The organism is Mycoplasmopsis agassizii, from assembly GCF_002272945.1.
Classification (GTDB): domain Bacteria; phylum Bacillota_I; class Bacilli_A; order Mycoplasmatales; family Metamycoplasmataceae; genus Mycoplasmopsis_B; species Mycoplasmopsis_B agassizii.
Genome location: NZ_NQMN01000002.1, coordinates 428,128 through 446,687 on the forward strand (window position 1 = coordinate 428,128; position 18,560 = coordinate 446,687).

An 18,560-nucleotide genomic window follows, 5' to 3' on the forward strand; every position below is an offset into this window, starting at 1 on the left:
AAAAAATTTTTAAAATATTTTTGAGAACTGATTAGTCGTTAAAAGTAATAAAAAATCCCTAAATTTAGGGACTATTGATTATTTTTTACAATAACTATTTTGGCTGGAATAATTACACGGTCGTGTAACATAAAACCAGGAGCCTTGACTGCTAATATTTGTTCATCACTAAATTCACTTGATTGAGTAGTCTCTAAAATCTCGTGATTTTCAGGATTATAAGTGTCTCCAATATTTGGATCAATTTTGAAAATATTTGAATCTTGTAGTGCACTATAAAGTTGTTCTAGAAGTCTTGTAAAGCCACTTACATAATTTTTCACTTCTTGGTTTTCTGATTTTAAACCTCATTGAGAAGCTAGTTCAATATTATTAATAATTGGCAAAATACTTTCTAATAATTTCTGAGCAGCATACTTTTTTTCTTCGCTTGCTTTTTGCTCATAAAAGTTTTTTTGTTCACTAACTTTTGTATCAATTATTGAAGTCATCTTTTTTTCTACTTCATGAATTTTGTCTTTGAATTCAAGTTCTTTTGTAGCTATTAAAAACTTATTTTTTTCTTCTTCAGATTTATACGAAGCAACTAATTTTTCAAGAGCTTCAATTTCTTTTTCTTGCTCTTTAACTTTCTCTTTTAATTTTTTAAGATCTTTTTTAGATGCTTTATCATCACCACTTACATCTTTTAAAAGATCAATTTTATTATGAACTTCAAAGTGAATATCTTCCATTTCATTCAGCCTTGTATTTTCATATTTAAAATCTAGAGAATAATAATCTTTAATTTCTTGACCAATTAATAACTCATCAAAACCTTTAATGTAATTATCATTACCCAATTTAATTTTGATGTTTTTACGTTCTCACTTTTTAATTTTTTCCTTGCCATTAAAGGCCATAATATCAAGTGTTAATTCATCACCAATTTGATAAATGTTTTCATCTTTATTTTCTTTATTCATCTTCATTTTCCTTTTCAATTTTATTTTCAAGAATATTTCTATTATGCAATGATCTGATCATTTCTTCAATTAATAATAATGCTGATTTTGTTTTTGCAAAATCCATTTTATCATCACCAACAAAAGTTACTTCTTTATGTTTATCTTTTTCAAATTCAATTCTTTTTGAAATGAAAGAAGTGTGATCAGGTCTGATTTCAATTTTAATATTTTCATCTTCATTAAGACCTTCTAGATGATTTCAAATTGATTGCTTTTCAATTAAATCAAGTAATGAAACAAGGTCTTCTCTTTTAATTGATGATGATAGTAATAAATTATTTTTACCATAAATTTGGTTTTTGAAACCACTATCAATTTCAAAAACTTTTCTAATAAAGACTTGCATAATTTGTTCATAATTATGAATACTATTAGCCAAAATAGGCATTAATGTGTATGCAGTAACTTTTAATTTATGAATTTCAATATTGACTAATCTGTCGTTAAAAATTTTAACTGCAATTCTAAGATCATCTAAATTTATAAGCAGATCTTTTTCATCTAAAATAATTTTTTTGCTTGCAACATTTCCTGAAGATGTTACTAAAATAATAGTTGCTTCATGTGAACTAAGGGGAATTAATTGCAATGATTTTAATAATTCCTGACTCTTAATTTCACTTGTCATTAGCGTTACACCAATTGTGTCGCTAATGGTTTGTGCTGCTAATTCAAAGATCTGATCAATCGATAAATCACGTTGTAAAAACAACTTTTCAAGTTGCATTTTTAAATCGTGATTATCATAAACAGCTAAATACTTTGTGTAATATTCTAGCCCTAATCTTGAAGGAATTCTGCCACTTGAAATATGAGATTTTTCAAGCATTTTTAATTCTTCAAGTTCAGACATAATATTTCTAATTGTTGCTGAAGAAACTTTTAGATCAAATTTTTCAATCATTGCTTTAGAACCTAAAGCATTCCCTGTTTCCACATAATAATCAACGACTAGTTTTAAAATATTAGTTTGCTTATCAGTTAAATATTCTCTTGTCATGATAGAACTAATTATTTATTTTTTCTATGGTTTTTAGAATTATTGAATCCTTTTTTAACTCTTGAAAAATCAATATTTAATTCACCTGTTTTGAATTGTTCATTTTGATCATTTTGAATAACTTTATTTTTTGCTTTAAAGTATTCACCTTGAGTAATTAAATTATTTTCAAGTAAATAATTTAAATTTTTAATACGTTCTTTACTTTTGTATGTTAATGATTCTTCATTAACATTTAAACGAAAATCATTTGTCACGTTTGCATCATAAGCTTGGCGATATGGTGAAACAAAACTTTGAGTCATTGGATTAAAGTTATGTAAATTTGTAACATCAACTAAATGTGTATGATCAATTTGATTTTCTAAAACAGGACTAATTTGTCTTAAATTATGTGACTGTGTATTTTGATATCCTTGGTATTGATTTACATCATATGCAACTGGTAAAGTGTAATTATTTGTTGCATATGGATTATTTTGTTCTTGTGTGTAATAGTAAGGATTTGAATAAACAGGAACTAATCCAGTTTGTGCTTGTTGTGTAATTTGAGAAGGTAGAGCAGGTAAATTATTTTGAGTGTAATTACTTTGAGCCTCTGGTAGCATTGGGTAATTATTTTGTGCAAGTTGTTGCTGTGCTCTATTGAATGAATCATAACCTGTATGTAACTGATTAGCATAGTCATAAATTCTAGTTTCATAAATTTCAGGTACATTGTAATTTTGATATTGTGGTAAATGATCATTGAATGATTGTGGTCCATAAAGTGGCATAATTTCAGGAGCATTTGAAATGAATTCAGTTGTTGGTAAATAATTTTGAGTTGAAAGACTTAGTAGATTACTTCCTGGATTTGTAGGCTGTGAATAATAGTTGTACTGGTCGTTATTATTCAGATCTTCATCTTGATATTGAAGATCATAATTGCTATTATCGCTTTCAAAATCATCTTCAGGAATTAAAGGGTATTGCTTGTATTGTTCAAAACTGTTAAAGTCTGAACTTAAAATATCAAATTTATTTTTAGACTGATATTCATCTTCTTCAAAATCATTTTCAGGTGTAATATCAAAGTCTGTAGGACGACGATATTGCTCAATTGGATAAAACTCATTTGTATCAAATGAAGGGTATTGCTCGCTAGAAGAGTAGAATTCTTCTACATCCTCTTCTTCGGTGTTACCATAACCTGCATCCTCATAATCGTTTTCATTAAATTTTTCTTGAGTATAGCGATCGAAGTTTTTGAAATCTTCTATATCATCGTGTTGAATGTAACGTGAACTTTTGATTATGTCTTTTTTCTTTTTGTTCATCTTAAATCCTTTTCTCTAAAATATTTTATTAAATTATATTATAAAAATAGCACTTTAATGCTATCAATGCTAAAAAAATAATACTGTCTTGAAAATCCAAAAATCTTATAAATCCATAAAAATTCTATACAAATTTTGAACTTTTGAGCATAAAAAAACTGGACTTCTTCAGACCAGCTCTTTTATCAGTTAGATTTCTAACTCTTTTTTAATAAAAAATCAGTTTATTTAATACCGTATTTTTTATTAAATTTATCCACTTGTCCAGTTGATTTTGCAACACTTTTGTCACCTGTGTAAAAAGGGTGGCAAGATGCACAAATATCTACTTTAATGTTTTTTGCAGATGATGAAAAGTTATATTTTGTGTTACATGTTGAACATGTAGTTTCTACTTTATTAACGGTAGGGTGTAAATCTTTTTTCATACTTAATCCTTTCACATAAATTTGAAATTTATATTTTGCTAGTAATGTTTATACATTTTAGCAAAATAAGTTTTATTTTTTAAGATTATTTAAAATTTCATCAATGCGTTCAGCACTCTTAGCAACTTCATCAAGTTTAAAGTGTAAGGCAGGGATTTTTCTTCAAGGTAAAATCTTTGCTAGTTCACTTCTGATAAAACCTTTGGCACTATTTAGTTTTTCTAAATTTGTAGCTTCAAAATCTAGAAATGATACGTAAATAGTAGCGTGCATTAAATCAGGAGTTAAACGCACATCATTAACTGTTGTGAATGAGTCTTTAAGTTTGTAAACTTCTTCATTGATGATTCTTGAAATATTTAAAAGTAAGTCTTGTTGTTTTTTAGCGATTTTAATGTTGTTCATATTATTCCTATCTACTTTAATTTTAAGTAAAAATTTTGCTTTTCATGTAAAAATATAATCTATGAATAAAAAGATGTTTGATGCAATCGTAATCGGTGGAGGTCATGCTGGTGTTGAAGCAACACTAGCACTAGCTAATAATGGCTTTAAAGTAGCTTTGTTTACCTTAAATAAAAATAAATTAGCAGCCATGCCATGTAACCCTTCGATCGGTGGACCTGCTAAAGGAATTATTACTAGAGAAATTGATGCACTAGGTGGTGTGCAAGGTTATTATGCAGATCGTAATACCATTCAGGTTAAAATGCTAAATGAATCAAAAGGTCCTGCAGTCAGAGCACTTCGTGCCCAAATTGATAAAGAAGCATATGCAAGTGAAATTGCTGCTGATTTAGAAAAACATGAAAATGTTACTGTAGTTGAAGATCTTGTTTTATCTTACAAAGTTGAAAATAATCAGATTAAAGGTATTGAATCTGAAAAGCATGGATACGTTAAAACTAAGGTTGTAATTCAAACAACTGGAACATATTTAGATAGCAAAATTTTCCGTGGAAAACAGATTACAACTAGTGGCCCAAATCAAGAAAGAACATCATCATCTTTATCAAATTCTTTGAAGCAATTAGGCTTTAAATTAATTCGTTTAAAAACTGGTACACCAGCAAGAATTTATACGGATAGTATTAACTTTGATGAAGTCGATAAAGAGGTCTTAAATTTACAAGATATACGCTTTTCATCAAGAACAAAAAATGTCTTAAATGAACAGATTTCTTGTTACCTAACTTACACCAATGAAGAAACTCATAAAATCATCAAAGAGAACATTAATGAGAGTGCCATGTATTCAGATACAATTAAAGGAATTGGTCCTAGATATTGTCCTTCAATTGAAGATAAAATTATGAAATTTGAAGACAAATCAAGACATCAAATTTTCTTTGAACCTGAAACAATTAAACAAGATGTTATGTACATAAATGGGCTTTCAACTTCTTTCTCAATTGAGGTTCAAGATAAAATAATTAGAACCATTCCAGGGCTTAAAAATGCTAACGTAAAAGTCTATGGTTATGCGATTGAATATGATGCAATTGATGTGCAACAACTTAAATATTCTTTAGAGTCAAAATTAGTTGAAAATTTATATTTTGCTGGACAAATAAATGGCACAAGCGGTTATGAAGAAGCAGCTGCTCAGGGATTAATTGCAGGCATTAACGCAGCCTTAAAATTAAAAGGTGAAGAACCTATCATTATTTCCCGAAATGACGCTTATATCGGCGTTTTAATCGATGATTTGATTACAAAAGGAACTAGTGAACCTTACAGAATGTTAACTAGTAGAGCTGAATATAGATTGCTTCTTAGAAACGATAATGTTGATATTAGATTATTAGAATATGCAAAAAAAGCTGGACTTTTAAGTCAAGCAGAAATTACTAAAGTTGAAGCAAAATATGAAGCCATAAATAATGAAATTGAACGTATTAAAAATGTTTATATTTCATCAAAAAGTGAAGGTGCAATTAAATACAAAATTGAAAATGGTGTAAGCCTTTATCAAGTGCTTTCTCGACCAGATGTTGATGGCAAAGATTTTTCAGATTTTGAATTTTTAAATGAGTTAATTATTAACATCAGATTAAAAGGTTACATTGATAAACAGAACTTAGCAGCTGATAAAATGAAGCGTTTAGAGAACTTAAAAATTCCTAAAAATATTGACTATCAAATTGTTCCAAATTTAGCAACAGAAGCACGCCAAAAATTAATTAAAATCATGCCTGAAAATATCGGACAGGCTTCAAGAATTAGTGGCATAAATCCTGCTGATATTCAAATGCTTTTATTTTATTTAAATGCAGTTGTAAATCAAAAACATGAAGGTTAATTTAATTGTTTTTGGAACACTAAATTCTGCTTCAAAAACACTTTATAATGACTTTGAAAATTCATTAAAAAAGAAGGTATCTTTTAACTTAATTGAACTAAAAGAAACACCCCATGAAAACATTGATTTTGAAAAGCAAAAACACACAAATCTTTTGCTTTCAAAATTAAATAAATCTAGTAAAAATTTTTATCTAACATTTCGTGGTGATCAGTTTACAAGCGAGCAATTTGCTAAAAAAATTAAGTATGTAGATGTTACTTTTATAATCGGTCCTTCAAACGGTTTAGATGAAAACCTTTTAAAAGAAAATGACATAAGTTTCATCTCATTTAGCAAAATGACAATAGCTCATCAGCTATTTAGAATTGTCTTAATGGAACAAATTTATCGAGCAGTTTCAATTCTCAATAATTCCAAATATCATAAGTAAGTTTATTAAAAATTTGCTTTGTGCAAAAAAATGTGGGACAAAATAACTTGCGACTTTTTCTTTTTTATTTCTTAGAAAAAATATATCATTTATACAATGCTTGAAAAAATATTACATATGCCGTTCGTGCAGTTTTTGAAAGCTCATCTTAGAGCAAGCAAAAAATATTGATCAATCCGCAAAATAACTTTTGTGGCTATTTTGATTTCGATTTCAGTTACAGCAGCAATTATTGGAGTTACAATCATTCCGATTGCTTCGATCCCTTCTTATAAGTTATCTTTTACAGGTTTACCAATTAAAATTTCAGGATTTATCTTTGGACCTATTATTGGATTTTTTATAGGGATTATTGCTGACATTCTTTCAATTCTCTTTATCCCTTCTTACATCCATTGAGGCTACGTACTAGTTAGTGGAATCAATGGACTTGTTCCTGGTTTAGTTTCAGTAATTTTATTTAAATTCCTGACAAACTGAATCAACAAACGAAGTAGACTTAAATCTATTAAAGAAGAATTAAAAGAATTGCAGTTTAATAAAACGATTGAGATCGACCTTAACCGTATTACTAAACTTGAGAGAAATATTAAGTGAAGAAAAGCGCAAATTGAAAAACTAGATAAACAAGTTGCACATTCTAAAATTAATTCAGAAAAAATGCTAGGTTGAATTTATTTATTTACAACTTGGTTCTTTATCGCTCTAGCTGCTTCAATTAATATTTTAGTTATTGTAGAAGTAATCGATGCTGCAGCATTTGAAAAATCATTTTTAAAGAGCCAAATTAACGTAATTATTCTAACGAGTGTAGGATTTGTATCTATTTCTATTTTCATTTTATTTGCTCGCTTTAAAATGAAATTTGAAAAGTTTTCAATTATTGGTGCAATTATTTCATTCTCCGTTATTTTAGAGTCGGTGCAGGTTTATTTACTCGCATATACAGATTCTAATGTCTTAAGACTTGAATTCGTTCCTGCCTTATTACAACATATTTTTACAGCGCCTATTAAGGTTTGATTTAATATGATTGTTATTTACTTCTCTTGAAAAGTAATTAACTATTTACTTAACCGTAATAAATCAATTAATTTATAATTATGAAATATGAATAAAAAAATTTATATTGAAAATCTAACTTACTTTGATACTGGTCATAATAAAAAACCTATTAAAAAAATTTCTAGGTTAGAAACTAAAAGTGGCGAATTCAATGTTTTAGTTGGTGATGAAGATCTTGAAATTTTAAAAAACAAAAGCCTTTTAAATAAATTTAAAGGCAGCAGTTTTTTTATTGACGAAAATTTTAATTTTGTCAACTTACTTAAAAATCCTAAAACTGAAATTGCTTTTTTAGAAGATAGTGAAATTTATAAACTGGCTGATGATGATTTAATCATTAATCACTTTTTAAGTAATGCTCGTAAAACTAAATGAAGTTGATCTAGATTTTTAACACTAACTAAATTAGCTAAAAACCACCGTAAGTTATTTGCAAAAAAATATATTATGGTTTTTAATGACTTAAATAAAAATATTTCAGATGCAATTGCTTTATCTGTTGAATTTAATTCTAAGCATGATTTTACTCGTAAAATTGATCCTGTACTTTTTAAAGGATTCGTTGAAAAAGTTTATGACACAAGAATTGAATTACTGTTAAATATTTTAAATTCAATTAATAACTACTGGCAATTTTATTCAAGAATAAAATCAATTTCAAATAAAGATTTATTAGTTGTCGATGGACAAAAAATTGAAAACTATAAAGAGAAACTTGAAGAGTTAAAAAAGATTTCTAAAATCAACCGTTCATATATTGCAAAGTTAGAAGAGATCAATAGATTAAAAACTAATTTTCAACTTGAAAAGAAAAACTTTTTATTTAATCTAAAAATTTCTGAAACACAGTTTATTAAATATTTAAAAACTATTAAAAACAATTACAAAGTTTATTGAAAAATTTGACAAACTGAATCAAAAATAACTTACTTAAAATTGGCTCTAATTCATAAGCATTTTTATTTATTTTTAAAATCAGAAATGAGCGATTTAATGCATCTTCCTGGAAATGAATTTAATGATTTAAAAGTCAATGTTTATGAATACATTTATGAATTTATAAATAATAATTTATTTAATTTGAAACCAGAAGATGTGACAGTTGAAAAAATTAAAAAAATCATTAAAGAAGAATTTGATTTTCAAATTATTAAATCATACGTTTCAATTGCTAAGTCAAATATTAGAAATATGAATTTTGAAAAAAAAGAATTCAAGCGAAAACTAAAAGAAGTCAAAAGCCATAAAGTTAAAAAATATGAAAAGAATTATATTGGTAAAGATTTAAATACAATCGAATATCAATTAACCAGTGAGATGATTGACTTTGAATGAAAAAAAGAATTTTTAAAAGATAAAGAATTTGTTTATGAAGATGTAAATCATGTAAGTAAAAAATATTTAACTTTAGTCAAAAAATATAAATCTGAAATTTCAAAAACAAATAGAAATATTCAAAGTTGTTTATATAAAAATTCTGAATTAAATAATTGATTTACAACAAATGAAAAAGCAATCAAAATTAAAAAATTAGAACTATTAATTAATGAGTTTTTTGCCATTGCTTCAAGTGGAAAAAAATTATTCAGAATTCAATCAAAAGCCCTGAATTTACGGCACTTTAAGCAACTTGCATTGCTGGAAAATGTGCTAACTGCAACTGGACAATTTGCAATTCCTATTTCAGATTTATTAAGTACAATTAAATCTCTAACACCTTTAAAAAGAGAAAAAATTGCTTTCGTAGAAACATCATTAAATGCTAGACCATTTTTATTTATTTCGAGAAATTACTCGCAAAAATTTAATCATGAAGAACAAAAACATATTTTTGAATTCATTAAAAAATTTATTCAAAAAAATAATTTTGGTTTTATATTGGTAGATAAAACTAGCGAGCTATTAAAAAAACATGCTAATAATTTATTTATTAATTACGAAAATAAAACAATTGAAATTGGTGATTATCGAGAGGTGATTAAAAATCCAATTCACCCTTACAGTAAATATTTAATTGCTAATTTAGCTGTTAAAAAAGATCTAATTAAAACTGGAGAAACAGTTATTAATTCAGGAGAGATTCCTTCATTCCATAGTTTTAAAGATAATCATAAAGTTTTTTCAACCTTAGATGAATTTATAACTTGATCAAAAATTGATGCAACAAAAGTTATAAATTATGTACCTAAAGAAATCATTCACTTAACTTATGGTAACGGAGAAAAAACCCAAATGGTTGATTTAAAAAACGCTGATGTTATTGAAGAAACCGTTTTAGTAGACATATAAAAAACTGCTTTTAAGGGCAGTTTTTTTAAATCTTATTTTAACTATATTTGGTCGCAATTTTAACAACACCATTTTGTGTTTCTAGGTTATATCATCTTCCTGCAGTTAGATAAGGAGTTTGTGATGTTATTAATTTATTTGATTTATTTACTACATTAACTAATTCATTTTCTTGTAGTAATTCATCATTATTTAAATCATTTCAAAAGTATAAACTAGGATTATTTTTATTTGCTAAATTTACAAATGCATCACTATATCATGAAACTAAAGTTTCACTTTTAAGTGTCTGATTTGGATTTAAATCATTGTCACTTGTAAATGATGATTTAACTTTAAATGGAAAATCACTTGCTGAATAATCATCTTTATAATTGATTAATTTAATGTCAGTAATTTCATATTTATTTCCATTTTGAATTACTAAACCTTTATATGTTTTGGCTTTTTCTAGATTTAAAAAACCACTAAAACGTACTGTATCAGATTGGAATCTGTCTTTTGTTGAGCCTGCAGATCCTGTAGCATTATTTTTAATATACATTAAACTTATTTCATTATTAATACCTAAAGCATTTAAATAAGCGTTATATAAATCATTAACTTTATTTTTTAAAATTGCTTCGCCCTTAGTTGTTTGTAATGACCCACCATAAACACTATTAGCCATAAGTAATGACGAAGAAAGTTCGCTTAAGAATTCATAACCTTCGGAAACATTGGTTACTGTTTGGCTACCATTTCTGATTAGTCTTCTATTAATATTTGAGTATAGTTTAACTGCTCTACTTCAATCACTCATAAACACGCTTGGATAGTAAAGATTCTCTTTTTGTAGTGATTGTCTACCTCAAATGTTTAAAGTTTGATCACCAACTTCATGAGTAAAAATTGAAGCAGTTCCTATTTTAGTAAATTCTCTAGCTATTAATTCTGATAAAGAATAATAGTAACGAATATCTGTTAAAGTGAATTCTTGATTAGAATTTCTGTTTGAACCTTTAACGCTGTTTAAATTACTTTTTTCAGTTTTGAAAACGTATTTATTGTTTCCATACTTTTTAACTAAAGCTTCAACTTCTGGTGATTCAGGATTTCCATTAGCAATTAAAAATAATTCACTAGCACTAAAATATTTACCGATAAAATTAAATTCTGGGTTATTGTAGTTTTCGTTTTTATAAGAATTATTTAAAGCATTAAATTCATAATTTAAACTTTTAATAAAGGCGTTAACAAAGTCTTTATTGTAAAGTTGATAATCAGTTCTTTTAGCAGTTACTAAATCTTTTTCATAGTTTCTTTGATTTTGATAGATTTTATAAACTTGATCTGATTTTTCATCTTTAATCGAACGTAAATAAACGTTATCAACATGATGAATATATTCATGTTGTAAGGTTCCAAAAATATTTTCAATTCTTTGAATTGTGGTTAATGATTTAGTATCACTTGATAATTCATCATTGGTTTCAAAATAAATACGGTTATCAGGAGTTGTATAATAACCTTTCGCTTCTTCCATCTTAGTAAAAGGTGTATTAAAGATTAATTCACTGATATATAAGATTTCTGATGTGTAATTTAAATGTTTTAATAAGTAATCATTAAATTCTAAAATAGTCTTTTCATCAAAGTAGTATTTACCATTAACTGGAAAGACTACATATTTAATTCCGTATTTACTTTCTTGAAAAACTAATTTTTTTAGTTTTTCATTAGAAGTAGATAGTTGATATTCTTCATAACGAGGAGCATAACCATATGTTTCACCTTTTAACTTTTCGGTAGTTAAAGTTTTTAAAGGTGAAACAGTCCCTGGTTCTGAAATAACTTTATTTAAACCAGGGTTTTCCTTAACATTGTTATTAGGATCGCTAGTTTTGTTTTCACTACCTTTGTTAGGATCTTCTGTTTTAGTTTTATCATCACCTGAAGTGTCACCTGTTTCACCAGTTTTAGGGTTTTGAGAATTATCACCTGTTTTATCTGAAGTAGAACCACTAGTAGTTCCTGATTGACTGCTTGAAGAACCTGAAGTACTAGATGTACCAGAACCCTTAGTATTTGAACCTGTTTGGTCGCTTGAAACATTTGATCCATTAGGTGTTCCTGTAGTATCTGCAGGGTTAACAGGAACGGCAGGATCTGCTTGAGTTAGGGTATACTCGCCATTTGAACATGCTATTAAAGTTGCTGCACCAGCAACAGTTGCTAGTCCAGCTAGTGAAAATAATTTGATCTTGGTTTTAATCTTCATAACTACTGATTGTTCCTTTTTAAAGTCCTAAGAATTTTAAACTGATTATAAAAAAGCAGTTAAAAATAAAAAAATTTGGACTTTTTTGAATATGTGGTGTTTGAGTGAGTGTTTTTAGGAAGTAAAAAAACATGCAAAGTAGCCAAAAAAGTGGCAAAAAGCATGTTTTTTGAATTTTATTCGAACTCTACATCAGTTTTATTCAAAATAACTTTTACTTTTGAATCAACAGTTTTTAGAGAGTAATTTTTGTATTTACTAATATCTGGTGAATAACGTTTATCAGTTGCTATTAATTTATCTGATTTATTAACTATATTGACTAATTCATCATCTTGAAGTAGTTGATCCATATTGGTATCATCTCAGAAATATAGAGTTACATCATTACTGTTAGCTAAATGCACATATGCTTCAGCAAATCAAGCAACTAATAAATCGCTATTGATTGCATTACTTGGATTTCAATAATCTTGAGTTTCTAATGATTTTTTTGCTTTAAATGGAAAATCATTTTCAGAATAATCATCTTTAAAGTTTATTAACTTTAATTTAGCCAACTCATATTTATCATCTTTTTTAATTACTAAGCCTTTGTAAGTTTTAGCTTTTTCAAGGCTTAAGTAACCACCAAAACCTACATAATCAAGATCGTAACCAATTGTTTTAGTTGATTCATATTTTCCTGAATTTTCTATAACATTGTTTTTAATAGTTATGTAACTAATTTCATTATCAAGTTTTAGTTTATCTAGAAATAAGGTATATAAAGCTTGTACTTTATTGTCTAAAGTGATATCACCATTAGCAGTTTTTAAGGTTCCACCATAAAGACTATTAGCCATAATTAATTTGGGAACATTTTCATTTTGTTTATTCTTGTTTTGAGTACTAAAGATTTTCACAAAATACTTAGAAAGTAGTTTTTTAAGAGAAAATTCTCTTCTTACATCTTTAATATCGTATGTATAAAAGCTTCCGTTTTCTTCAATTAGATATTCGTTATAACCAAATCTTTTTACTAGGTCTTTTACTTCCTTGGTTCTAGGATCACCGTTAGCAATCAAAAATAATTCGCTAGCACTGAATTCTTTACCTATAAAACTATTATAAGGTGCAGCTAATTCTTCGCCCTTATATGAGTTATTCAACTCATTAAAATGAAGATTCAGTATTTCTAAAAATGATTCCACAAATTTTTTATCAAATTTGTCATAGGATAAAGGTCTAGAGATACTATCTTCGTAATAGTGTGAATAGTTATTATAGGATATATAAATGCTTTCTTTATTATCAATTTTTTCACCTTTTCATGGGTGTGAAGAACTACCAAGATTTATTGAAAAAAGATTCAACATATCATCAACTAATTCTTTTTGTATTATTGAAAGTGTTTTTTCAATTCTTTGTTCAGTCGTTAGTTTTTTATCTTCTTTTCAACTTGATTTTGTATTAATATAAAGAATTCCCTTTTCACGATCAAAATATGAATGACTTTTGTCAGGTTGATTAAAAATTATTTCCTTAAGATCCATTATTTCTACTGAAGAATTAATATTTTTGAGTAAAGACTGTTCTAAGTCTAGAATTGTTTTATAAGTGAAAAAGTAACTTCCAAACCCATAAGTACCACGACTTGTTGATCCTGCCCCAGCATATGCACTTGTTCAAATAGACTCATCATTATAAGGTCAAACAGTATAATGAATTCCTAGAAAACCACCTCTATAAGACATACCCACACCATCATCATATGAACCCGTACGATCATTTTTTCATCCAATGCTCTTTGGCTCAAAACCGTTACTAAAATCACTACTCAATCTTCTAAAAGGGAGTGTCTCTGGTTCTTTAGGTTCTGATGGTGTAGTTACTTCTTCCTCTTTATCATCATTTTTATTATCGACATTATCTTTAGCTGATTCATCATTATTCTTTGTAAGGTTATCATCTGAATTACTTTCTCCAGAATTACCTGCTTGTTCACTTTGATCACTTTTTTTATTTTCTGATGAATTACCATCAGTTTCACCTGTATAAGAAACTGAAGTATCTTGATTATCATTAGAACTGCTATCAAAATCTCCACCATCCTTTTGAGATGGTGTAGTTTCATTAGAATCATCTAGTTGATGATCCTTATTTGGTTCTTCTTTATCTACTTGTTGATCTGATGAATCAGAATTTTTAGTTTCTTGATTATCATTTTCTTGAGATGCTTTTTCATCCTGAGAACCATCTATTTCTTTTTCAGATGAATCACTATTTTTTGATTCTTCACTATCTTTATTTGAAGTAGATTGCTCTTCATTTTGCTGATTATCAGTATTATCTTGAGCAGATTCTTGATCTTGTGAACTATCAGATTGTTTAGAATCTAAATTTGATTCTTCACTATCTTTATTTGAAGTATCAGGCTCTTCAGTTTTAGTATTATCATTATTATCTTGAGCAAATTCTTGTTCTTGTGAACTATCAGATTGTTTAGAATCTGTTTGAGAATCATTAGAATCATTATTACCTAATTCATCACTATTTTTAGTCGAAGTATCAGGTTCTTGATTCTGGGAATTATCATTATTTTCCTGAGAAGGTGTTTCTTCTTTAGAACTGCCTTGCTCAGTTTGGTTATTATCGTTAGAATTATCTGTATTAGTATCAGATTGATTGTTATCTTCGGGTTTTTCAGTTTTAGAAGAATCTAAATCTGAACCCCCCCCCCATAGGTGGAGTTAAAATTGGTTCAACTGGTGGGTTAGTAACATTTGTACTTGGTGAACACGCTATTAATGTTACAGTTGCTGCTGATGCAACTGTAACAAGTGAAAATAGACCTAGTTTAGTTTTTAATTTCATAATTTTATATATTCCTTTTACATAATTGATTTTAATCATTATAACCTAAAACAGTTATCTTTAGTTACTAAAAAGTGGTTAAAAACGACTTTTTAGTAATTTTTAATCTAGATAGGTAGTTAAAGACTAGAAAAATGATAATAAAAAACATACACCTTAACCAAAAACGGATAAGGTGTATGTGATTGTTACTTATTTGTTGTATCAACTATTTGCTCTTTAGATTTATCTTCTAAAGTTAAAACTTTATCTTTATTCGCTTCAACAAGCATTGTTGCTAAAGTTTGTTTAATAACTTCAAGTTTGAAATTTTTAGTAAAAAAGACAAAATTGTATCAAAGGTAATTGGTCATGTAAGACATTTCCTGAATTAATTTTTGATCTCTAGTCTGAATGTCATAACTCTTATTACTGATAATTTTAGCTAGACTAATGCTATCTTTTATTTTGGTTGAAGCATAAAAAGCAGGTAATCATCAAAGAAAGATAAAAACTCTAGCTCCAAAGTAGAGATTATTAGAAAAAGGTTCATATTCATCAGGATTAATATCTGCAAATTCAGTTATTAAATTCAGATCAATTATTGCATTTTCATCAGGCACTTTTTTACGCATTAATAAAATTTTACTAGTAATTAAAGATACAATAATTGATACTATTGTAACTCCTATACCCATAGGTAAAAATAAACCAAAGTGTTGAAAATAGATATTTAAAACATCACTATTATCAGATGCTCTGACAGCTAGTGCATAAAATAAAGCAATTACTATTGTTAAGATAAATAGTGCAACTGTTCAAAGAAAAACATGATTATTATGGCGTGCATAAACTCTTTTATAAGAAAGATTTATGAATGATTGAGGTAGATTTGTTTTAGTTAAAATGATTTTCTCATTTCTTCTTATGAATCAAAATCAGAATCATAAATATAGCAAAAGATGCAGGCCTACCAAGGTAACAATTGCAATGATATAAAAATAACTTTGTATTTGATTTATTCATAATTGATTTTGATTCATTAGTTGATCTCTTTCTCTTTTTACTTTATAAAAGTAAAAAAGCATTTATTTTTTAACTTGTAGGTTCTAAAGTAAATCCATCTTGTTCAGCTTCTCTAATAAGAATACTTAAGTATGTTTTTAATTTGTTAATCTTAAAACTATTTAAATAAAAAATGTAGCCATATCAAAGGTAATTTGTCGCTAGTGACAAATTATAAGCAATTAATTTACGCTTTTCTTCATCACTAATTTGCTGATTTTTGATTTCTTTAATTTTTTCTAAAATTCTTTTGATTTTACTTGGTGCATAAATTGAAGGCAGTCAAAAAATTCATATAAATAGACATACAAGATATAGAGCATCAAAAGGATTTTTTAAGTTTTCAAAACTATCTCATCTATTTAAGACTTCTTTATGATAGTCACAAAACTTTTTCAAAACTTCAAAGTCATAGTTTGTAATCTCTTCAGATTTTTTATCTTTTTTATAAAGTAAGTGACTTGTAAGTGCAAATAAGGCAATAAATATTATTGAAATTGCTAGTAAAATAGGCACAAGAATTCCTACATTAATGTAAAGATTAAGTTTAATGGTTGTTGCTTCAAAGTCAACAGCATCAGTAAAAAAACTTATTTCGTTATAAACAACAAGTATAGAAATAATCACTAAATAAATGTTAAGAGCAATTGACATTAAACTAAAAAATAGTAGATGTCGCTTATAAGTTGCATCTTTTGCATAGTTTAAAAAAGCATCAGTTAAACCAGTTTTCTTAGGAATTAACTTTTCATTTCGTTTAATAAACAAGATTCAATATCAGATGTAAAACAAAATATTTACACCTATATAAACAGGTATAAATAGTAAATAAAATTTTTGATTAGCTGCAACTTGCAGCGCTTCAGTTGTTTGCATAGTTTTCCTTTTGATCAGTTAAATAATTATTTTTAGATGTCTATATTTTAATTGATTAATAAGTTTTATTATTCAGTTGGAAAAACAAAACCATGTCGTTCTGCTTCTCTAATATAGATATTTAATCACCCTCTTACTTGTGCTAGTTTATGTTCACTTGTAAAAAACATATGACTATATCAAAGGTAATTTGCCATCAGTGATAAGTCGTAAATAATTGCTTGATATTTTTTCTCTTCGCTAACATTTCATCTTGGTAATCCAGCAAATATCTCGTAGTAATTTTTAGTTTTAAAACTAACATAAATTTGTGGATATCAAAAAAAGAATTGAAATAGAAAATAGATAAAAACTCAGTTTCATAAACCGTTGTGAGATGAATCGATTGCCTTAGATGAATCAATAGGATTTTCATAGTACTGACAAAATCGCTTTAATTCTTCAATATTAATAATAATTTCTTTATTAGATTTAGGTTCTTTTTTAAAGAAAATAACACTTGTAATGCTAGATAAAATTATAAAAAATAGCATGTTAGCTAGTGAAATTAAACCTAAATGCACTACTGCAGTTGTTAAATATCTAGTTACTTCATAAGTGTCTGCATCAGTAAATAAGTTTGCTTTATAACTACCTAGAGTTAAAGCGATTACAAGTATAAGAAGGTTTATAGCGAGTAAGATTAGAGAAAAATAGAAAACATGTCTTCTATAAGTTGCATCTTTTGCATAGTTAATAAAGGCAATAGGAAGCCCAGTTTTTTTAATCATTAACTTGCGATTTCTGCTTACAAAAACTACTCAAAATCAAAGATAAAACAAAAAACTTGCACCTATTAAAATTGGTACAAAAACCAAAAATAAATTTTGTTCTGCTTGCAATTGCAGTGTTTTAATTTCGTTCATGATGTATTAATTATCACTATTATTTAAGAGTAATAAGATCTCCTTTTATATAAAATTTATGAAAAGTTATTGGTTTTTAACTAAATAGTTTTAATCTAATAAATGATTAAAAGCAGTTTTAGTTATTTAAAATTTGAATGTGAAAAAGTTTCTAAAAAACTTTGTATTTTCTATTTTGTAAATAAAAATACTTACTTATTAATTGGCAGAATTAAAATCTTAATTTCTGAAAATTTATAAGTAAAAATTTCTGAATAGTTATTAAAACCTGAGCAAGTCAAAGGTTTTAATGTCTTGTAATTTGTGTAATTCATCTTAAACCTTTCTGATTGGTTAGTTGCTTAAAAATCTTAAAACACGATTTTTGCTTAAGTATTATAACCTTTTTGCAAATAAAGTCAAAATTTTTGAATTAACCTGCAAAATTTTCCAGTTTTGTTTGAAACAAGATGCAAATTATTAAGCAATCTACAGGCAAAATTTCAACACAAAAACTGCAAAATATTTTTTCAAAAAATTCGTAAATTTTCAAATTGATAGCATATAATTAATAAGCATTTGCACTTATTATTAAGTGAAAATGTCGCAAAATCTGGAGGGGTAGCAAAGTGGCCAAATGCAGGTGGCTGTAACCCATTTCTTTCGAGTTCGGGGGTTCGAATCCCTCCCCCTCCACCATTTTGCCCCATCGCCAAGTGGAAAGGCACTGGTTTTTGGTACCAGCATTCGTTAGTTCGAATCTAACTGGGGCAGCCAAATCGCTAAAAAGCGACTTA

Annotated in this window: 16 protein-coding genes and 2 tRNA genes; 7 read left to right on the forward strand and 11 right to left on the reverse strand. The window is 27.2% G+C overall.

Annotation, left to right across the window (positions count from 1 at the left end):
- Nucleotides 1-71: 71 nt before the first annotated feature.
- From grpE to rbfA, 5 genes are all read right to left on the reverse strand, one after another.
- Nucleotides 72-965, reverse strand: a complete 894-nt coding sequence (grpE, locus tag CJF60_RS04345; RefSeq protein WP_159444200.1) for a nucleotide exchange factor GrpE — start codon at nt 963-965, stop codon at nt 72-74.
- Nucleotides 958-2,007 (reverse strand): heat-inducible transcriptional repressor HrcA, encoded by a 1,050-nt coding sequence (hrcA, locus tag CJF60_RS04350; RefSeq protein ID WP_084232163.1) that lies wholly within the window; start codon nt 2,005-2,007, stop codon nt 958-960. Before hrcA ends, grpE begins: the two co-directional genes overlap by 8 nt.
- An 11-nt stretch (nt 2,008-2,018) precedes the next feature.
- A complete protein-coding gene (locus tag CJF60_RS04355) occupies nt 2,019-3,326 on the reverse strand; it encodes a hypothetical protein (RefSeq protein ID WP_084232162.1) in 1,308 nt (435 codons plus the stop codon).
- A gap of 224 nt (nt 3,327-3,550) precedes the next feature.
- Entirely contained in the window at nt 3,551-3,754 is a 204-nt protein-coding gene (rpmE, locus tag CJF60_RS04360; RefSeq protein ID WP_084232161.1) for a 50S ribosomal protein L31, read from the reverse strand.
- Nucleotides 3,755-3,826: 72 nt separating this feature from the next.
- A complete protein-coding gene (rbfA, locus tag CJF60_RS04365; RefSeq protein WP_084232160.1) occupies nt 3,827-4,159 on the reverse strand; it encodes a 30S ribosome-binding factor RbfA in 333 nt (110 codons plus the stop codon).
- A gap of 61 nt (nt 4,160-4,220) precedes the next feature.
- Here rbfA and mnmG point away from each other — a divergent pair, with 61 nt between their 5' ends.
- The 4 genes from mnmG to CJF60_RS04385 all read left to right on the forward strand — a co-directional run bounded on the left by mnmG (nt 4,221) and on the right by CJF60_RS04385 (nt 9,843).
- Complete coding sequence (gene mnmG, locus CJF60_RS04370; RefSeq protein ID WP_084232159.1) at nt 4,221-6,056, forward strand: tRNA uridine-5-carboxymethylaminomethyl(34) synthesis enzyme MnmG; 1,836 nt, start codon at nt 4,221-4,223, stop codon at nt 6,054-6,056.
- Entirely contained in the window at nt 6,046-6,489 is a 444-nt protein-coding gene (locus CJF60_RS04375; RefSeq protein ID WP_084232158.1) for a 23S rRNA (pseudouridine(1915)-N(3))-methyltransferase RlmH, read from the forward strand. The genes mnmG and CJF60_RS04375 overlap by 11 nt, the downstream gene beginning before the upstream one ends.
- Nucleotides 6,490-6,585: 96 nt before the next feature.
- Nucleotides 6,586-7,590, forward strand: a complete 1,005-nt coding sequence (locus tag CJF60_RS04380) for an ECF transporter S component (RefSeq protein ID WP_143823393.1) — start codon at nt 6,586-6,588, stop codon at nt 7,588-7,590.
- A gap of 9 nt (nt 7,591-7,599) precedes the next feature.
- Nucleotides 7,600-9,843, forward strand: a complete 2,244-nt coding sequence (locus CJF60_RS04385; protein WP_084232156.1) for an MAG1360 family OppF-related protein — start codon at nt 7,600-7,602, stop codon at nt 9,841-9,843.
- A gap of 37 nt (nt 9,844-9,880) precedes the next feature.
- Here the strand turns inward: CJF60_RS04385 and CJF60_RS04390 are convergent, their stop codons facing one another.
- Entirely contained in the window at nt 9,881-12,103 is a 2,223-nt protein-coding gene (locus CJF60_RS04390) for an MYPU_1760 family metalloprotease (RefSeq protein ID WP_084232155.1), read from the reverse strand.
- Between the two features lie 176 nt (nt 12,104-12,279).
- Entirely contained in the window at nt 12,280-13,839 is a 1,560-nt protein-coding gene (locus CJF60_RS04395) for a hypothetical protein (RefSeq protein ID WP_143823392.1), read from the reverse strand.
- A 46-nt stretch (nt 13,840-13,885) separates the two neighbouring features.
- Here CJF60_RS04395 and CJF60_RS05170 point away from each other — a divergent pair, with 46 nt between their 5' ends.
- The gene (locus tag CJF60_RS05170; protein ID WP_143823391.1) at nt 13,886-14,143 is read left to right on the forward strand and encodes a hypothetical protein; all 258 of its coding nucleotides are present in this window, start codon (nt 13,886-13,888) and stop codon (nt 14,141-14,143) included.
- Nucleotides 14,144-14,794: 651 nt separating this feature from the next.
- Here CJF60_RS05170 and CJF60_RS05250 read toward each other — a convergent pair.
- From CJF60_RS05250 to CJF60_RS04415, 4 genes are all read right to left on the reverse strand, one after another.
- Nucleotides 14,795-14,959, reverse strand: a complete 165-nt coding sequence (locus CJF60_RS05250) for a hypothetical protein (RefSeq protein WP_159444199.1) — start codon at nt 14,957-14,959, stop codon at nt 14,795-14,797.
- Nucleotides 14,960-15,147: 188 nt separating this feature from the next.
- A complete protein-coding gene (locus CJF60_RS04405) occupies nt 15,148-15,981 on the reverse strand; it encodes a hypothetical protein (protein ID WP_095279151.1) in 834 nt (277 codons plus the stop codon).
- Nucleotides 15,982-16,033: 52 nt separating this feature from the next.
- On the reverse strand, nt 16,034-16,879 hold the full coding sequence (locus CJF60_RS04410) for a hypothetical protein (protein WP_084232151.1): 846 nt from the start codon (nt 16,877-16,879) through the stop codon (nt 16,034-16,036).
- Between the two features lie 68 nt (nt 16,880-16,947).
- The gene (locus CJF60_RS04415; protein ID WP_084232150.1) at nt 16,948-17,784 is read right to left on the reverse strand and encodes a hypothetical protein; all 837 of its coding nucleotides are present in this window, start codon (nt 17,782-17,784) and stop codon (nt 16,948-16,950) included.
- Nucleotides 17,785-18,378: 594 nt separating this feature from the next.
- Here CJF60_RS04415 and CJF60_RS04420 point away from each other — a divergent pair.
- A tRNA-Tyr gene (locus CJF60_RS04420) sits at nt 18,379-18,462 on the forward strand.
- A 3-nt stretch (nt 18,463-18,465) separates the two neighbouring features.
- A tRNA-Gln gene (locus tag CJF60_RS04425) sits at nt 18,466-18,540 on the forward strand.
- Nucleotides 18,541-18,560 lie beyond the last annotated feature (20 nt).